This window comes from Streptomyces sp. NBC_01257, from assembly GCF_035917255.1.
Taxonomy (GTDB): Bacteria; Actinomycetota; Actinomycetes; order Streptomycetales; family Streptomycetaceae; genus Streptomyces.
Window position 1 is genome coordinate 3,303,378 of sequence record NZ_CP108472.1, and the last position, 15,590, is coordinate 3,318,967.

Here is a 15,590-nt window from a genome sequence, read left to right on the forward strand (position 1 = left end):
CTCCACCGGGGTGACCCGTCATACCCCCGCGGGCTCGTCCTCTCCGATGAAGGTGCGCCACAGCGAGGCGTACTGCCCGTCCAGGGCGAGGAGTTCGTCGTGTGTGCCGTCCTCGACGACCCGGCCGTGGTCCATCACCACGACCCGGTCGGCGCGAGCGGCGGTGGTGAGCCGGTGGGCGACGACGAGGGTGGTGCGCCGGCCCGCGAGGCGGTCGGTCGCCTGGTTGACCAGGGCCTCGCTGGCGAGGTCCAGGGACGCGGTGGCCTCGTCGAGCAGCAGGATGTCCGGGTCGACGAGTTCGGCGCGGGCGAGCGCGATCAGCTGGCGCTGTCCGGCCGAGAGGTTGCGGCCCCGTTCGGCGACCTCGTGGAGGTAGCCGCCGTCCAGGGTGGCGATCATGTCGTGCGCGCCGACCGCCCGGGCCGCCCCCTCCACCTCGGCGTCGGTGGCCGCCGGCCGCCCGTAGGCGATGGCGTCGCGGACCGTGCCCGCGAAGAGGTACGCCTCCTGCGGTACGACTCCGAGCCGGTGCCGGTACGCGGTGAGGCCGAGGCTGCGCAGATCGGTGCCGTCCGCGGTGACCCGGCCGCCGGTCGGGTCGTAGAAGCGGGCGACGAGCTTGACCAGGGTGGACTTGCCCGCGCCGGTCTCGCCGACGAACGCGACCGTCTGTCCGGCCGGGATGTGCAGGTCGACGCCGGTGAGCGCGGCCTCCTCGCCGTTGTACGCGAAGGACACGTCCTCGAACGCGATCTCGCCGCGCAGCGACAGCACGTCGAGCGGCTCGTGCCGGTCGGCGGTCGACGTCGGCTCCTGGAGGAGTTCCTGGATGCGGCCGAGGGAGACGGTGGCCTGCTGGTAGCCGTCGAAGACCTGGGAGAGCTGCTGCACGGGTGCGAAGAACAGGTCGATGTAGAGCAGGTAGGCGACCAGCGCACCGGTGGTGAGGGTGCCGTTGTCGACCCGGCCCGCGCCGACGATCAGTACGGCGGCCGCGGCCACCGACGACAGCAGCTGGACGAACGGGAAGTACACCGAGATCAGCCACTGGCCGCGGACCCGGGCCTCGCGGTAGTGGTCGCTGCGTGCGGCGAACCGCTCGGCGCCGGACCGCTCGCGGCGGAAGGCCTGCACGATCCGGAGGCCGGAGACGGACTCCTGGAGGTCGGCGTTGACGACGCTGATGCGCTCACGGGCCAGTTCGTACGCCTTGACGCTCTTGCGGCGGAAGAAGAACGTGCCGATGACGAGCACCGGCAGGGTCGCGAAGACGACCAGGGCCAGTTCCACGTCGAGGACGAGGAGCGCGACCAGGATGCCGAAGAAGGTGACGACGGAGACGAAGGCCGTGACCAGGCCGGTCTGCAGGAACGTGGACAGCGCGTCCACGTCCGTCGTCATCCGGGTCATGATCCGGCCGGTGAGCTCGCGCTCGTAGTAGTCCAGGCCGAGACGCTGGAGCTGCGCGAAGATCTTCAGCCGCAGCGAGTAGAGCACCCGCTCGCCGGTGCGGCCGGTCATCCGGGTCTCGCCGATCTGGGCCGCCCACTGCACCAGGACGACGACGAGGCCGAAGGCGGAGGCCGTCCAGACCGCGCCCAGCGCGAGCTGGGTGACACCTTCGTCGATGCCGTTCCTGATCAGGACCGGCAGCAGGAGTCCCGCTCCGGCGTCCACGGCGACCAGCGCCAGGCTGACCAGCAGCGGGAGTCCGAAGCCGCGCAGCAGCCGGCGCAGCCCGTAGGACTCCTCGGCGTGCACCGCGCGGGCCTCGTCGATGTCCGGGGTGTCGGTCGCCGGGGGCAGCGCCTCGACCTGGGCGAGGAGCTCGGGGGTGGCGGGGGTGCCGGCCGCGTCGGTCTCGCGCGCCTCCTCCTTGCGGACCCACAGCTCGGGGGTGATGCCGCGCTCGGCGTCGAACTCGGCGTCGATCTCCTCCTGGAGCGCGCGGTCCTCGGCGGGGTCGGTGGTGACGGCGGCCGGTACGTGTCCCGGTGAGGTGCCGCCCAGCTCGTCCGGGTCGGTGAGCAGCCGGCGGTAGAGGGCGGAGCGGCGCTCCAGCTCCTCGTGGGTGCCGATGTCGGCGAGCCGGCCGTTCTCCAGGACGGCGATCCGGTCGGCGAGGTTGAGCGTGGAGCGGCGGTGGGCGATCAGGAGGGTCGTACGGCCGGCCATGACCTGGCGCAGCGCCTCGTGGATCTCGTGCTCGACGCGGGCGTCGACGGCGGAGGTGGCGTCGTCGAGGAGGAGGAGCCGGGGGTCGGTGAGGATGGCGCGGGCGAGCGCGACGCGCTGGCGCTGGCCGCCGGAGAGGGTGAGTCCGTGCTCACCGACCTCGGTGTCGTATCCGTCGGGCAGCTCGGCGATGAACCGGTCGGCCTGGGCGGAACGGGCGGCCCGCCGGATCTGTTCGTCGGTGGCGTCCGGGGAGCCGTAGGCGATGTTGGCGCGGATGGTGTCGGAGAACAGGAAGCTGTCCTCCGGTACGAGGCCGATGGCGGCCCGCAGCGAGTCGAGGGTCAGTTCACGGACGTCGTGTCCGCCGACCAGGACGGCGCCGTGCGTCACGTCGTAGAACCGCGGCAGGAGCAGCGAGACGGTGGACTTGCCGCTGCCGGACGCGCCGACGACGGCGACGGTCTCGCCGGGCTCGATGGTCAGCGAGAAGCCGTCGAGGACGGGGCGGTCGTCGGCGTAGCCGAAGCGGACGTCGTCGAACTCGACGCCGGCCGGGATGCCGGCGGGGAGCTCCTTGGTGCCGTCCTGCATGGTCGGCTCGGTGTCGATGAGTTCCAGTACGCGTTCCACACCGGCGCGGGCCTGCTGGCCGACGGTGAGGACCATGGCGAGCATCCGGACCGGGCCGACGAGCTGGGCGAGGTAGGTGGAGAAGGCGACGAAGGTGCCCAGCGTGATCTCGCCGCGGGTGGCGAGCCAGCCGCCGAGGGCGAGCATCGCGACCTGGCCGAGGGCGGGGACGGCCTGGAGGGCGGGGGTGTAGCGGGAGTTCAGCCGGATGGTGCGCAGCCGGCCGGCGAAGAGCCGGCGGCCGACCTCGCGCAGCTTGCCGGTCTCCTGCTCCTCCTGGCCGAAGCCCTTGACGACGCGGACGCCGGAGACGGCCCCGTCGACGACTCCGGCGACGGCGGCGGCCTGCGCCTGGGCGTACCAGGTGGCGGGGAAGAGCCGGGTGCGGGAGCGCCGGGCGATGAACCAGAGGGCGGGGGCGACGGCGACGGCGACGAGCGTGAGCAGCGGCGAGAGCCACGCCATGATCACCAGGGAGATGAGGAAGAGCAGCACGTTCCCGATGGTCATCGGGAGCATGAACAGCAGGCCCTGGATCAGCTGGAGGTCGCTGGTGGCGCGTCCGACGACCTGTCCGGTGGAGAGTTCGTCCTGGCGCCTGCCGTCGAGCCGGGTGATCGTCCCGTACATCTCGGTCCGCAGGTCGTGCTGGACGTCGAGGGCGAGCCGGCCGCCGTAGTAGCGGCGGATGTAGGTGGAGACGTAGACGAGGACGGCGGCGACGATCAGCAGGCCGGTCCACACGGCCAGGGACCGGGAGTGGCCGACGACGACGTCGTCGATGATCACCTTGGTGACCAGGGGGACGAGCGCCATCACCGCCATTCCGGCGAGCGAGGAGCCGAGCGCGAGCAGCACGTTGCGCCGGTAGCGCCATGCGTAACCGCTCAGTCTCCGCGCCCAGCCGCGTGGCTGCCGCCCGCTCTCCTGCGCCCCTGCGTCCGACACCCGGTGCCTCCCGTTCGACCTGCTCTACCGGAAGGCACCAACGCGATGGGCTGCGGATTTCATCCCGCCGCAACAAATACGGGACCTCGGACGTAGGACTGCCGGCCCTGGGACTAGGGCCTCTCGTTCGGATCATGCCGGGCTCGCGGGCCCGGCACGCGCATCGGACCCCGCTCCCTGATCCAGCCTGATCCAAACGAAAGACCCTAGTGGGGTTCCTCGGCGACGCGGGAGTTGGTGAGGCTGAGTGCGCCGCCTGCCGCGATCAGGCCGACGACGACGGCCAGCACCGCGTAGGTGATCCGCTCGCCGTGGAAGAACGAGGCCACCAGGGCGTCGCTCCAGGTGCCCGTGGGCAGCTGGGTGGTGACCAGCGCGGCGATCAGCGTGCCGACCACGGCGGTGCCGATGCTGCTCCCGACCTCCTGGGCGGTGTCGTTGAGCGCCGTGCCGATCGAGGTGCGGTTGGCCGGCATCGCGTCGACGAGCGCGATGGCGCAGATCGTCATGACGGTGCGCAGTCCGATGGTCATCACGACCATGCAGAGCGCGATGACGCCGTACCCGTGGTCGACGCCCCAGGACAGTCCGGCCAGCGAGCCGGCCAGGCAGGCCGCGCCGACCAGGCAGGCGATGCGGTGGCCGAACCGTGCCGCGAGCCATTCGGAGAGCGGGGTCGCGGCGATCATGGTCACGATGAGCGGCAGGTTGGCCAGGCCGGCCCGTACGGGACTCCATCCGTAGGCGTACTGGAAGTGGAGGATCAGGCCGAACATCACGGCGGCCATCGCGATGGCCGTGCCGATCTGTGCGATGGCGGCGCCTCGGACGGTGCCGTTGGAGAAGAGGCGCAGGTCCAGCATGGGGGCCGCCGTGCGGCGCTCGTGCCGGACGAAGGCGATGCCGGCGGCGAGGGCGCCGAGGACCGATGCGAGGGTGGCCACGGAGAGCCAGCCGTGCTCGACGCCGCTGGTCAGGGCGTAGCAGGCGAGGCCGATGGTGGCGACGCTCAGGACGGCGCCCGGCAGGTCGAGCTTGTCGCGGGTCAGGTCCTGCGGCCGGTCGGCCGGGACGCCGAGCCGGACGCCGATGGCCGCGATCAGGGCGATCGGGGCGTTGACGAGCAGGAGCCACTGCCACCGCACGTGGGCCAGGGCGGTGCCGCCCAGCAGCGGGCCGAGGACGAAGCCGGACATGCCGACGATGATCATCAGGGTCATGGCGCGCATCCGCAGCGCCTTGTCGTCGAACAGCCGGAAGACCAGCGAGTTCGTGATGGGGGCCATGGCCGCGGCGGCGATGCCGAGGCCGGCCCGCAGGGTGATGAGCTCCCCGGCGGAGGAGACCGCGGCGACGCCCAGGCTCAGCAGGCCGAACACGGCCAGTCCGACCAGCAGCACGCGCCGGCGGCCGAGCCGGTCGGCCATCGAGCCCGCTGTCAGCAGCAGGCCTCCGAAGGTCAGTGAGTAGGCGCCGGTGACCCACTGGAGCGCGGTCGTGCCGCTGCCGAGGTCCCGGCCGATCGTGGGCAGCGCGATCGAGAGCAGGGTGTTGTCGACCATTTCGACGAAGAAGGCCAGACAGAGCGCGGCCAGGGGTATCCATGCGGCGCGCAGGGACGGATAGGTGCGTGGCGCGGTGGGCGCGGTTTCGGTGGTGGTGGTCATGGCGGGCCTCCTTCCGGAACGCCGCCGACTATCGAACGACGTTCTACAATGGAACGTGGTTCGACCATAGAACGTGGTTCGATAAATGCGCAAGCTGTGATTGGATGGGGACCATGACAGGCCCGCGACCCCGACCCGCCGATCGCCCCTCCCGGGGACGTCAGCGCGGGTCGCACTCCATCGAGGCCGTTCTCACCGCGGCCGTGGCCCTGCTCGACGAGGCGGGCGCACCGGCGCTGACCCTGCGCGCCCTCGCGGCCCGGCTCGGCACCGGCGTCGGCAGCATCTACTGGTACGTATCGGGCAAGGACGAACTGCTCGACCGCGCCATCGACCATGTGCTCGGCGGGGTGCTGACGGCCGTCGAGGGGCAGAAGGACAGCGGCGACCCGATCGACGACCTGCGCATGATGGCCGTCACCCTGTTCGACGCGGTCGTGGACCGACCGTGGCTGGGGGCGCAGTTCATGCGCAACATCGACGTCGAGGGCAACACGTTGCGGATCTACGAGGAGCTCGGGCAGAAGACGGCCGGGCTCGGGCTCACGCCGCGGCAGCGGTTCCACGCCGTGTCGGCGGTCGTGGGCGTCGTCGTCGCCAACGCGGGGGACATGGGCCAGGACCCGCCGCAGGAGGTGGTCGAGGGCCTCGTGGGCCGCGAGGAGTACCTCGGCCGCTACGCCGCGACCTGGCGCACGCTCGACCCCGGGAAGTACCCGTTCCTGCACGACATCGTCGACGAGTTCGACGGGCACGACGACAAGGAGCAGTTCCTCGCCGGTCTTGATCTGACTCTGGCAGGCCTGCGCCTCCAGGCCGAGGCCGGCCGCCGCCTGCGGGCCGGGAACTGACACCGGGACAGGCACTCCCGCCCGTCACCGGCCGTCCGCCACCGGCCCGCCGGGCACGGACCGGTGACGGACGGTTCCGCTCGGTCAGTCGTCCGCTCAGCTCCGCGGCACGCTGAGCATCCGCCCGGCCGGCGCCTCCGGGACCGGCGGGATCGCCTCCTGCAGGGTGCCGGGCACGACCGGGTCCATGTGGTTCATGTAGCGCGGGTTCAGGTCCTTGTGCACGGCACGGGCGACGGCCTGGATGGTGTCGACGCCGGTGTTCATCGTCGCGTTGTCCTGGGTGAGCACCGTGAGGACGTAGTCGTGGCCCTCTCCCGTGAACGCGCCGATGCTGTGCACCCGCCAGCCGTGGGTGGCACGCTGCAGCCAGCCGTTCTTGACCTGGACGGTGGCCGAGCCCGGGGCCCCGGCGGGGGTGCCCCAGCGCTGCGAGGAGACGACCTTGCGCATCAGCCCGAGCTCGTAGGCGCGGGCGCCGTCGCTGAGCACGGAGTTCTTCGCGGTGAGCAGGGTCAGCAGCCGCTGCTCGTCCTGCGCGGTGATCTGGGTGAGTCCCCAGTAGCCGCCGGACCCGGGCACGGTGTGCGTCATTCCGGCGGCCTTGAGGAACGCGCTGACCTTGGTGGCGCCGAGCTGCTTCCACAGGGCGGTGGTCGCGTCGTTGTCGGACTTGGTGATCATCGCGGTGCTGAGGTCGGTCTCGCGCTGGGTGAGGTAGCGGCCCGTCTTGGCGTTGTCCCAGAGCAGTGTGGCCAGCACGGTCGCCTTCACGACGCTGGCGGAGTCGTACTTCGACGTGGCGCGCAGGGTGCACGTCGTCTTCGTGGTCCGGTCGTACAGCGCCACCGCCGTGGTGGACTTGCGGCCCTTGAGCGCGGCGGTGATGTCCTTCGACAGTTTGGAGGCCAGCCCGGCCTTGCCCGAGGTGCAGCTCGTCGTCGGTGTGGCGGCCCCGGCGGGCGCCGCCCCGGCCGCCACGGGTGCGATCACGCCGACGGCGAGCGCGGCACAGAGCGCGGCCCGGGCGCGGCGGGATATGTGGGGTCTAGTCATGTGTGTGCGTTCCCGTCCCCTGAGTGTTTCCAGCGGGCGCGCCCCCGGCGCACCCCGAAGAGTTGACTCGTGGACGGCCGGAAAGTTGTACGCGGGAGTGCCCGGGACCTCGGGTCCCGGGCACTCCCGCGCGAGGCGTCTAGAGGTGCGTCGGCTCGAACATCCGGATCAGGGCCGGGAGTACGACGACCGAGGGGCCGGGGCGCCCGAAGGCCTCGGCCAGGTCGGCGGCGAGCGTCTCGGGGCTCGTACGGACGGCCGGGACGCCGAAGGACTCGGCGAGGGCGACGAAGTCCGGGCGGGACAGCTCGGTGCCGGTGGCCTCGCCGAAGGCGTCGGTCATGTACTCGCGCAGGATGCCGTAGCCGCCGTCGTCGACGATCAGCCAGGTGACCGGGAGGTCGTACTGGCGGGCCGTGGCGAGCTCCGCGATCGAGTACATCGCGCCGCCGTCGCCGGAGACCGCGAGGACGGGCCTCGTGCGGTCGGCGGCGGCCGCGCCGATCGCCGCCGGGAAGCCGTAGCCGAGACCGCCCGCGCCCTGGGCCGAGTGCATGGTGTTGGGGTGGCGGGCGTCGAAGGCGGACCAGGCCCAGTAGGCCAGGATCGTCATGTCCCAGAAGCTGGGGGACGTGTCGGGCAGGGCGGCCCGGATCTCGGCGACCAGGTGCTGTTCCAGGGTGAGTTCCTGGGCGGCGATCCGCTCCCGTACGAGACCGAGCACCTTCGCTACGCGGTCGGCGGCGGCCGGGTCCTCGCGCGGGGTGACGGCCTCCAGGAGGTCGGACAGCGCGTCGCGGGCGTCGGCGTGGATGCCGAGCGCCGGGTGGTTGGACTCCAGCTTCCCGGCGTCGGCCTCGATCTGCACGACCCGGCCGCGCGGCGCGAACGTGTAGTAGTTCGAGGAGAGTTCGCCGAGCCCGGAGCCGACGACCAGCAGGACGTCGGCGTCCTCCAGGAAGTCGGTGGTGTGCCGGTCCTCCAGCCAGGACTGGAGCGAGAGCGGGTGCTCCCACGGGAAGGCGCCCTTGCCGCCGAAGGTGGTGACGACCGGGGCGTCGATCTGCTCCGCGAGGGCGCGCAGCTTGCCGGACGCGTCGGAGCGTACGACTCCGCCGCCCGCGATGATCGCCGGGCGCTCCGCGTTCGACAGCAGGTGGGCGGCGACCGCGATGAGTTCGGGGCGGGCGTGCACCTCGCGCGGGGTCGCGTCCATCGCCGTGACGACGGGCAGCGTCGTCCCGGCGAGGAGCACGTCCTGCGGGATCTCGATCCAGACCGGGCCGTGCGGTGCCGTCAGCGCGGACTCCCAGGCGGCGGCGATCGCGGAAGGGATCTGCGAGGCCGTACGCACGGTGTGCACCGACTTCACGATGTCGCGGAACGAGGCCTTCTGGTCGCGCAGTTCGTGCAGATAGCCGTGGCGGCCGCCGCCCAGGCCGGCGACCGGGATCTGGCTGGAGATCGCGAGCACGGGGGCGGAGGCCGCGGCCGCCTCCTGGAGCGCGGCGAGCGAGGTGAGCGCGCCGGGTCCGGTGGACAGGAGCAGCGGGGCGACCTCGCCGGTGATGCGCCCGTAGGCGTCGGCGGCGAAGCCCGCGTTGTTCTCGACGCGCAGGCCGACGTAGGTGAGGGGCGAGCGGCGCAGGGCGTCGAACATGCCCAGCGCGTGCTGTCCGGGCAGACCGAAGACGGTGGTCGCGCCGAGGCCCTGGAGGGTCTCGACGACGAGGTCGCCGCCGTTGCGTCCGGCCGGGGGGTTCAGTGCGGCGGCGACCTGCTCGGGGGTGAGCTCGGGCCGCTCGTCGTGGTGGTCGTGGCTCACTTCTGCCGGGCCTCCGCGATCTGGCGGGTCATGATCGTCGTCAGTTCGTACGCGGTGTGCGAGGCGGCGACGGAGGTGATCTCGGCGTGGTCGTACGCGGGGGCGACCTCGACCAGGTCGGCGGAGACCAGGTTGCAGGACGACAGGCCGCGCACGATCTCCAGCAGCTCGCGGGAGGTGAGGCCGCCGGCCTCGGGGGTGCCGGTGCCGGGGGCGTGCGCCGGGTCCAGCACGTCGATGTCGATGGAGATGTAGAGCGGGCGGTCGCCGATGCGCTGCCGGAGCTGGTCGGCGATCTCGTCGACCCCGCGCCGCATGACGTCGGCCGAGGTCACGATGCCGAAGCCCATCTTGGCGTCGTCGGTGAGGTCCTGCTTGCCGTACAGCGGGCCGCGGGTGCCGACGTGGGAGAGCGCGGAGGTGTCGAGGATGCCCTCCTCGACGGCCCGGCGGAACGGGGTGCCGTGGGTGTACTCGGCGCCGAAGTAGGTGTCCCAGGTGTCGAGGTGCGCGTCGAAGTGGAGCAGGGCGACGGGGCCGTGCTTCTTGGCGACGGACCGCAGCAGCGGCAGCGCGATGGTGTGGTCGCCGCCGAGCGTCATCAGCCGGGCGCCGGTGGAGAGCAGGTCGTCGGCCGCGGCCTCGATCGTCTCGACGGCCTCGTTGATGTCGAACGGGTTGGCGGCGATGTCACCGGCGTCCGCGACCTGCGCGAGGGCGAACGGCGAGGCGTCCTGGGCCGGGTTGTACGGGCGGAGCAGCCGCGAGGCCTCCCGGATCGCGTTCCCGCCGAAGCGGGCGCCGGGCCGGTAGGAGACGCCCGTGTCGAAGGGCACACCGACGACGGCGACGTCCGTCGTCCCGACCTCGTCGAGGCGGGGCAGCCGGGCGAACGTCGCGGGGCCCGCGTACCGCGGGACGCGGGAGGAGTCGACGGGGCCGCGCGGCGTTTCGTTGCTGCTCATGGGGTGGGGCCTTTCTCTGTTCTGTGCGTGGTGCAAGTGTGCGGGATGCGGGGACGCGGCCGTCAGCCGGTGACCGGCTCGGCGGCCGGTTCCGCCTGTTCCGCCGGCGCCGCCGGCCCGTCACGGCCGGCCAGCCGTTCGCGCCAGGTGAGAAGGACCGCGGCGTCCGTGGGCCTCGTCGCCAGCGAGACGACGACGTACGCGACGAGGGAGGCGGGGAGTCCGTAGTAGACGGGTTCGTTGGCGAGGATCCCGTAGCCCGCCATCAGGCCGATGACCGCGACGCCGCCGACCGCCACCGCGGCCAGCGCCCCGGCCGCGGTGCCGCGGCGCCACAGCAGACCGCCGAGGATCGGCACCAGCAGTCCGCCGACGAGGAGGTTGTAGGCGACGGTCAGCGCCTCGACCACGTTGTTGAGGGCGATGGCGATGGCGATGACGACGATGCCCATGACCAGGATGAAGGCCCGGTTGCCCCGCACCTCGTCGCGTTCGGCGTCGCCGTCGCCGCGGGAGACGACGCCCCGCAGCCGGGACCAGATGTCGTTGTTGGCGACCGTGGCGCAGGCGATCAGCGCACCGGAGGACGTCGACATCACCGCGGCCAGCGCGGCGGCCAGCACGAGGCCGCGCACACCGACCGGGAGTTCGTCCTTGACGATCGTCGCGAACGCCGCGTCCGCGCTGGGCAGCTTCGGGTACATGACCTTCGCCGCCGTGCCGATGACCGCTCCGGCGACCGCGTACACCAGGCAGTAGGTGCCGGCGACGGTGCCGCCCAGGCGGGCCACGCGGTCGCTGCGGGCGGTGAACACCCGCTGCCAGATGTCCTGCCCGATCAGCATGCCGAAGGTGTAGATCAGCACGTACGTGAAGATCGTCTCGCCGCCGATGCCCAGCGGGTCGAAGTACTCGGTCGGCAGCTTGGCCCTCATCTCGCCGAAGCCGCCCGCCTTGACCACCGCGATGGGCAGCAGGAGCAGCAGCACCCCGATGGTCTTCACGACGAACTGCACCATGTCGGTGAGCGTGATCGACCACATGCCGCCGAGCGTCGAGTACGCGACGACGATGGCGCCGCCGAGGATGATCGCGACGGTCCGGTTCATGTCGAAGAGGACGTCGAAGATGGTGGCGTACGCGATGGTCGAGGTGACCGCGAGCATCAGCGTGTACGACCACATGACGACGCCCGAGATGATCCCGGCCCGGCCGCCGTAGCGCAGGTCGAGCATCTCGGAGACGGTGTAGACCTTCAGCCGGGCGATGCGCGCCGAGAAGAAGACCGACAGGGCGAGCAGGCCGAGGCCGATGGTGAAGACCATCCAGGCGCCGGAGAGCCCGTACTGGTAGCCGAGGCCGACGCCGCCGATGGTGGAGGCGCCGCCGAGGACGATGGCGGCCATGGTGCCGGAGTACATCCAGGGGCCCAGGCGGCGGCCCGCCACCAGGAACTCGCTCTTGGACTTGGCGCGGCGCATGCCCCACCAGCCCATGGCGAGCATGCCGGCCAGGTAGACGACGATCACGGCGTAGTCGACAGCCATGGGCTTCCCTCCGTCTCGGTTCACAGGTTCCGGTGCATTCCGGTGCGCGCCGGATGCGCGGTTCAGGTACGCGTTCGGATGCGCGTTCCGGTGCGCTTTCGGTCGTGCTGAAGAGACGGTAGGTGGCCGGGAAGCATCGCTGAAGTGTACGTTTCATCCATTCCAGCCCGACCGAACGGATGAACCATCCATGCCTGAGGCTCCCCCCGGACCGCCGACCCCGCCCGTCGCACTGGCCGCGCTGCTGGCCCTGGAGGAGCTGGGGCTCCGCAGCATCGCGGGGCCGGCCGACGCCGAGCTGCTGTGGGTGCACACCTCGGAGATGGCCGACCCGTATCCGTATCTGCTCGGTGGCGAGCTGCTGCTGAGCGCCGGGGTGCTGCTCACGGACCCGGACACCTATGTGGCGCGGCTCGTGGAGGCGGGGGCCGCGGCGCTCGGATTCGGCGTGCGGCCGGTGCACGACACGGTGCCGCCCGAGCTGGTCGCGGCCTGCGAGCGGTACGGGATGCCGCTGGTCGAGGTGCCGCCCGGGACCCCGTTCACGGCGATCGCCCGGGCGGTCTGGGGGCTGATGGCCGCGGCCCGCCACCGCGAGCTGCGCCGGGTGACCCGGGCCCAGCAGGCCCTGGCGACGGCGGCGGCCCGGCCGGACCCGGTGCCGGCGGTGCTGCACCAGCTGGCCGTGCAGCTCGGCGGCCGGGCGGTCCTGCTCACGGCCGGCGGCGAGGAACTGCACGCGGCGGGACGGCCGCAGGCGCCGGAGGTGACGGGGGCGCTCGGGCGGCTCGCCCGGGTGGTCGCGCGGGAGCGGCCGGGCTCGCCCGCATCGGCGACGGACACGCTCGGGGACACCTCCCTCCTCGCGTATCCGCTGGGCGGCGGCGAGGGCCTCGTCCTGGCGCTGGCGACCCCGCGGCGGGAGGCCGGCGACCACACGGTGGCGGGCATCGCCGTGGTCCTGCTCTCCCTCCTCGCCGCCCCCCATCAGGGCGCGGACGCGGCGGGCCGGTCGGCGGCGCTCGTCCGGATGCTGCTGGGCGCCGACCCCGGGAAGGTGGCGCCGCTGCTCGGCGAGGGCCCGTGGACCGTGGTGCACGCCCGCCGCGGCGACGGCGCGCACGCGGATCCGCTGACCGCCGGGGCGCTCGGGGCGACCCTGGGTTCGGCGCTGGTCGACACGGGACGCGGCACCGACGCCGTGCGGGTCCTGCTCCCCGGCGGCCTGGAGCCGACCCCGCAGCCGGGCTGGACGCTCGGCGCTTCGTCCCCCGGCCCCGTCACCGCACTGTCCGGCGCCGACTCCCGGGCGGCCAGGGCCCTGAGGCACGCGGAGGCGACCCGCGCCCCGCTGGCGGCGGACGCGCCGGTCACCGGCATCGCCGCCCTCATCCCGCCCGGCCCGGCGGCGGAGCACGCCCGCGCCCTCCTCGCCCCGCTCACCGCGCCCCTGGCCGAGACCCTGCGCTGCTGGCTCTCCCTGCACGGCAGCTGGGACCGCACGGCGGTGGCCCTGTCCGTCCACCGCAACACCGTCCGCCAGCGCATCGGGCGGTGCGGGGTGCTGCTCGGGGTGGACCTGGACGACATGGACGTACGTACGGAGCTGTGGCTCGCGCTGCGGCAGGAGTGACCCCCGTGCACCCCCGCCCCCTGCCGCGCCCCGGTCACTCCTCGCGCAGGGGCACCTCCCGCATCAGCCAGGCCACCATGAAGATCACCGCGCCCAGCAGCGCGGCGCCGATCAGCACCCCGTGCAGACCGTCGGTGACCGCGGTCCGGACCGCGTCACGGACCCCGTCCGGCATCCCGCGCACCGCCTCCGGCGTCCAGGACGTGCCGCCGTCGGGCATTCCGGCCGTGTGGAGGCGGCTCGTGTAGACGGCGCCGAGCACGGCGATGCCCAGGGAGCTCCCGATCGTGCGGACGAGGGTGGCGGTTCCGGTGGCGGCGCCCATGTCGCGGGGTGTCGCGCTGTTGATGGTGATGAGCAGGGTGCTCTGCATCAGCAGGCCCATGCCGATACCCAGCACCAGGGTCAGGGCGGAGGTCACCGCCGTGGGGGTGCCGGCGCCCGTCGCCAGCAGCAGGAGCGCACCCACGGCCGTCAGTGCGCCGCCGAGGACCGGATAGGGGCGGTAGCGGCCGCCCTTGGAGAGGATCCGGCCGAGCAGGAGCTGTGCGCCGAACATCCCCGCCATCAGCGGGAGCAGCAGCATGCCGCTGGCCGTCGAGGACGCGCCGCGCACGAACTGCATGTACTGCGGCAGGTAGGTGGACGCACCGAGCATCGCGGCGCCCGCCAGGAACGTGAGGATCTGGGCGAGCGTGAAGTTGCGGTCGGCGAACAGCCGGGGCGGGATGATCGGTTCGGCGACGCGGCGCTCGACCCGGACGAACCAGACCAGGGCGACGGCTCCGGTCACCCCGAGGCCGATGATCTGCGGCGACGACCACCCGTACCTCGTACCGCCCCAGCTGCCCAGCAGGGTGAGCGCCAGGATGGCGGTGGTGAGCAGTCCGGCCCCCGCGTAGTCGATCCGCGGCTTGACCCGCTCGGTGTGCAGGTGCAGACGGAGGCCGATGACGAGCAGGGCGAGCGCGCCCACGGGGACGTTGACGTAGAAGACCCAGCGCCAGTTCAGCTGGTCGGTGAGGAAGCCGCCGAGCAGCGGCCCGCCGACCAGGGCGACCGGCATCATGGCGCCGATCATCGCCTGGGAGCGGCCCGCCTGCGAGGGCGGCATCATGACGCCGATGATGGACAGGGCGCCGACCATGAGACCGCCCGCGCCGAGCCCCTGGACGGCGCGGAAGGCGATGAGCTGGCCCATGTCCTGGGCGAGTCCGGAGAGCACGGACCCCGCCAGGAACACCGTGACCGACCAGACGAAGGCGCCCTTGCGCCCGTACAGGTCGCCGAGCTTGCCCCAGATGGGGGTGGAGACGGAGGCGGTCAGCAGATAGACCGTCACCACCCAGGACAGATGGTCGAGTCCGCCGAGGTCCCCGACGATCGTGGGCAGTGCGGTGCCGACGACCGTCCCGTCGAGCAGGCCGAGCACCAGGCCGAGCAGGAGAGCGAACAGGACGAGCTTCGACGGTCCGCTCCCGCCCTCGTCGCCGGGCGGCGGCCCGGCCGCTTCCGGCCCCTGCCGGGCGTGCGTGCCGTCCGTGGACTGAGTCATGGGTGCCCCCGTATCCGTATCCGTGATCCGTGTCCGTGAGACGTTCTTCAGGCGGTGTACGGGGTGGCGGCGCGGGCGTCCCGCAGTGCGTGCGCCCACCAGGCGAGCTGGTCGAGGAGCGCCTTGGCGGCCGCGTCGACCTGGGCGTCGTCGACGGTGCCGTCCTCAGCGAACTGTCCGTAGGCGTTGTGGAAGCTGACGGTGTTGCGGATGGTCGTCGCGTTCAGCTCGGCCATCACGACGCGGAGCTGCTCCACGGCCCGCAGGCCGCCGGAGAGGCCGCCGTAGGAGACGAAGGCGACCGGCTTGGCGTGCCACTGCTGGTTGTGCCAGTCGATGGCGTTCTTCAGGGACGCCGGGAAGCTGTGGTTGTACTCCGGGGTGACGAAGACGAACGCGTCGGCCGCCGCGAGGCGCGGTGACACCAGGGCGAGGGCCTCCTCGGTACCCGGCGCCGGCGGCTCGCCGAACGCGGGCAGGACCGTGGGCAGCGGGGTCTCGGTGAGGTCGACGACATCGGTGGTCATGTCGCCGCGCTGGGCCAGGTGTCCCTTCAGCCACTGGGTGACGACGGGCGCGAAGCGGCCCTCGCGGGTGCTGCCGACGATGACGGCGACGCGGAGCTGCGGACGGGTGCTGCTGGACATGAGTCCCCCTGGTGAGCGGTGGACACGGAGGCCGTGGACACGGAGCCGTGGATGTGTACTGCGTATCTCGATGCGTACAACGTAC

At 72.4% G+C, this 15,590-nt stretch carries 10 protein-coding genes; 2 read left to right on the forward strand and 8 right to left on the reverse strand.

Going from position 1 to position 15,590, the window contains the following annotated elements:
- Positions 1-18: 18 nt before the first annotated feature.
- On the reverse strand, positions 19-3,759 hold the full coding sequence (locus OG408_RS13980; protein WP_326670120.1) for an ABC transporter ATP-binding protein: 3,741 nt from the start codon (positions 3,757-3,759) through the stop codon (positions 19-21).
- Positions 3,760-3,965: 206 nt separating this feature from the next.
- Positions 3,966-5,426, reverse strand: a complete 1,461-nt coding sequence (locus tag OG408_RS13985; protein WP_326670122.1) for an MFS transporter — start codon at positions 5,424-5,426, stop codon at positions 3,966-3,968.
- 179 nt (positions 5,427-5,605) lie between these two features.
- Between OG408_RS13985 and OG408_RS13990 the strand changes: the two genes are divergently transcribed.
- A complete protein-coding gene (locus OG408_RS13990) occupies positions 5,606-6,277 on the forward strand; it encodes a TetR/AcrR family transcriptional regulator (RefSeq protein WP_285563794.1) in 672 nt (223 codons plus the stop codon).
- Between the two features lie 96 nt (positions 6,278-6,373).
- On the opposite strand, the gene OG408_RS13995 is transcribed toward OG408_RS13990, so the two are convergent.
- The 4 genes from OG408_RS13995 to OG408_RS14010 form a co-directional block, all read right to left on the reverse strand.
- A complete protein-coding gene (locus OG408_RS13995) occupies positions 6,374-7,333 on the reverse strand; it encodes a serine hydrolase (protein ID WP_266778978.1) in 960 nt (319 codons plus the stop codon).
- 139 nt (positions 7,334-7,472) lie between these two features.
- The gene (locus tag OG408_RS14000) at positions 7,473-9,158 is read right to left on the reverse strand and encodes a thiamine pyrophosphate-binding protein (RefSeq protein ID WP_326670124.1); all 1,686 of its coding nucleotides are present in this window, start codon (positions 9,156-9,158) and stop codon (positions 7,473-7,475) included.
- Positions 9,155-10,123 (reverse strand): agmatinase, encoded by a 969-nt coding sequence (gene speB, locus OG408_RS14005; RefSeq protein WP_266778982.1) that lies wholly within the window; start codon positions 10,121-10,123, stop codon positions 9,155-9,157. The genes OG408_RS14000 and speB overlap by 4 nt, the downstream gene beginning before the upstream one ends.
- A gap of 62 nt (positions 10,124-10,185) precedes the next feature.
- Positions 10,186-11,670: a sodium:solute symporter gene (locus tag OG408_RS14010; RefSeq protein WP_266778984.1), complete on the reverse strand. Its 1,485-nt coding sequence runs from the start codon at positions 11,668-11,670 to the stop codon at positions 10,186-10,188.
- A gap of 190 nt (positions 11,671-11,860) precedes the next feature.
- Here OG408_RS14010 and OG408_RS14015 point away from each other — a divergent pair, with 190 nt between their 5' ends.
- Entirely contained in the window at positions 11,861-13,303 is a 1,443-nt protein-coding gene (locus tag OG408_RS14015) for a PucR family transcriptional regulator (protein ID WP_326670127.1), read from the forward strand.
- A 34-nt stretch (positions 13,304-13,337) separates the two neighbouring features.
- On the opposite strand, the gene OG408_RS14020 is transcribed toward OG408_RS14015, so the two are convergent.
- Positions 13,338-14,858, reverse strand: coding sequence for an MDR family MFS transporter (locus OG408_RS14020; RefSeq protein ID WP_266778988.1), 1,521 nt, complete (start codon positions 14,856-14,858; stop codon positions 13,338-13,340).
- Positions 14,859-14,905: 47 nt separating this feature from the next.
- Positions 14,906-15,505 carry an NADPH-dependent FMN reductase gene (locus OG408_RS14025; RefSeq protein WP_285563661.1) on the reverse strand — a complete coding sequence of 200 codons (600 nt, stop codon included), beginning with the start codon at positions 15,503-15,505 and terminating at the stop codon, positions 14,906-14,908.
- Positions 15,506-15,590: the final 85 nt, after the last annotated feature.

What these genes read in the sequence shown, in the direction of transcription:
- OG408_RS13985 (WP_326670122.1), bottom strand. Translation starts at nt 5,426, where the DNA reads ATGACCACCACCACCGAAACCGCGCCCACCGCGCCACGCACCTATCCG.
- OG408_RS13995 (WP_266778978.1), bottom strand. Translation starts at nt 7,333, where the DNA reads ATGACTAGACCCCACATATCCCGCCGCGCCCGGGCCGCGCTCTGTGCC.
- speB (WP_266778982.1), bottom strand. Translation starts at nt 10,123, where the DNA reads ATGAGCAGCAACGAAACGCCGCGCGGCCCCGTCGACTCCTCCCGCGTC.
- OG408_RS14010 (WP_266778984.1), bottom strand. Translation starts at nt 11,670, where the DNA reads ATGGCTGTCGACTACGCCGTGATCGTCGTCTACCTGGCCGGCATGCTC.
- OG408_RS14015 (WP_326670127.1), top strand. Translation starts at nt 11,861, where the DNA reads ATGCCTGAGGCTCCCCCCGGACCGCCGACCCCGCCCGTCGCACTGGCC.
- OG408_RS14020 (WP_266778988.1), bottom strand. Translation starts at nt 14,858, where the DNA reads ATGACTCAGTCCACGGACGGCACGCACGCCCGGCAGGGGCCGGAAGCG.
- OG408_RS14025 (WP_285563661.1), bottom strand. Translation starts at nt 15,505, where the DNA reads ATGTCCAGCAGCACCCGTCCGCAGCTCCGCGTCGCCGTCATCGTCGGC.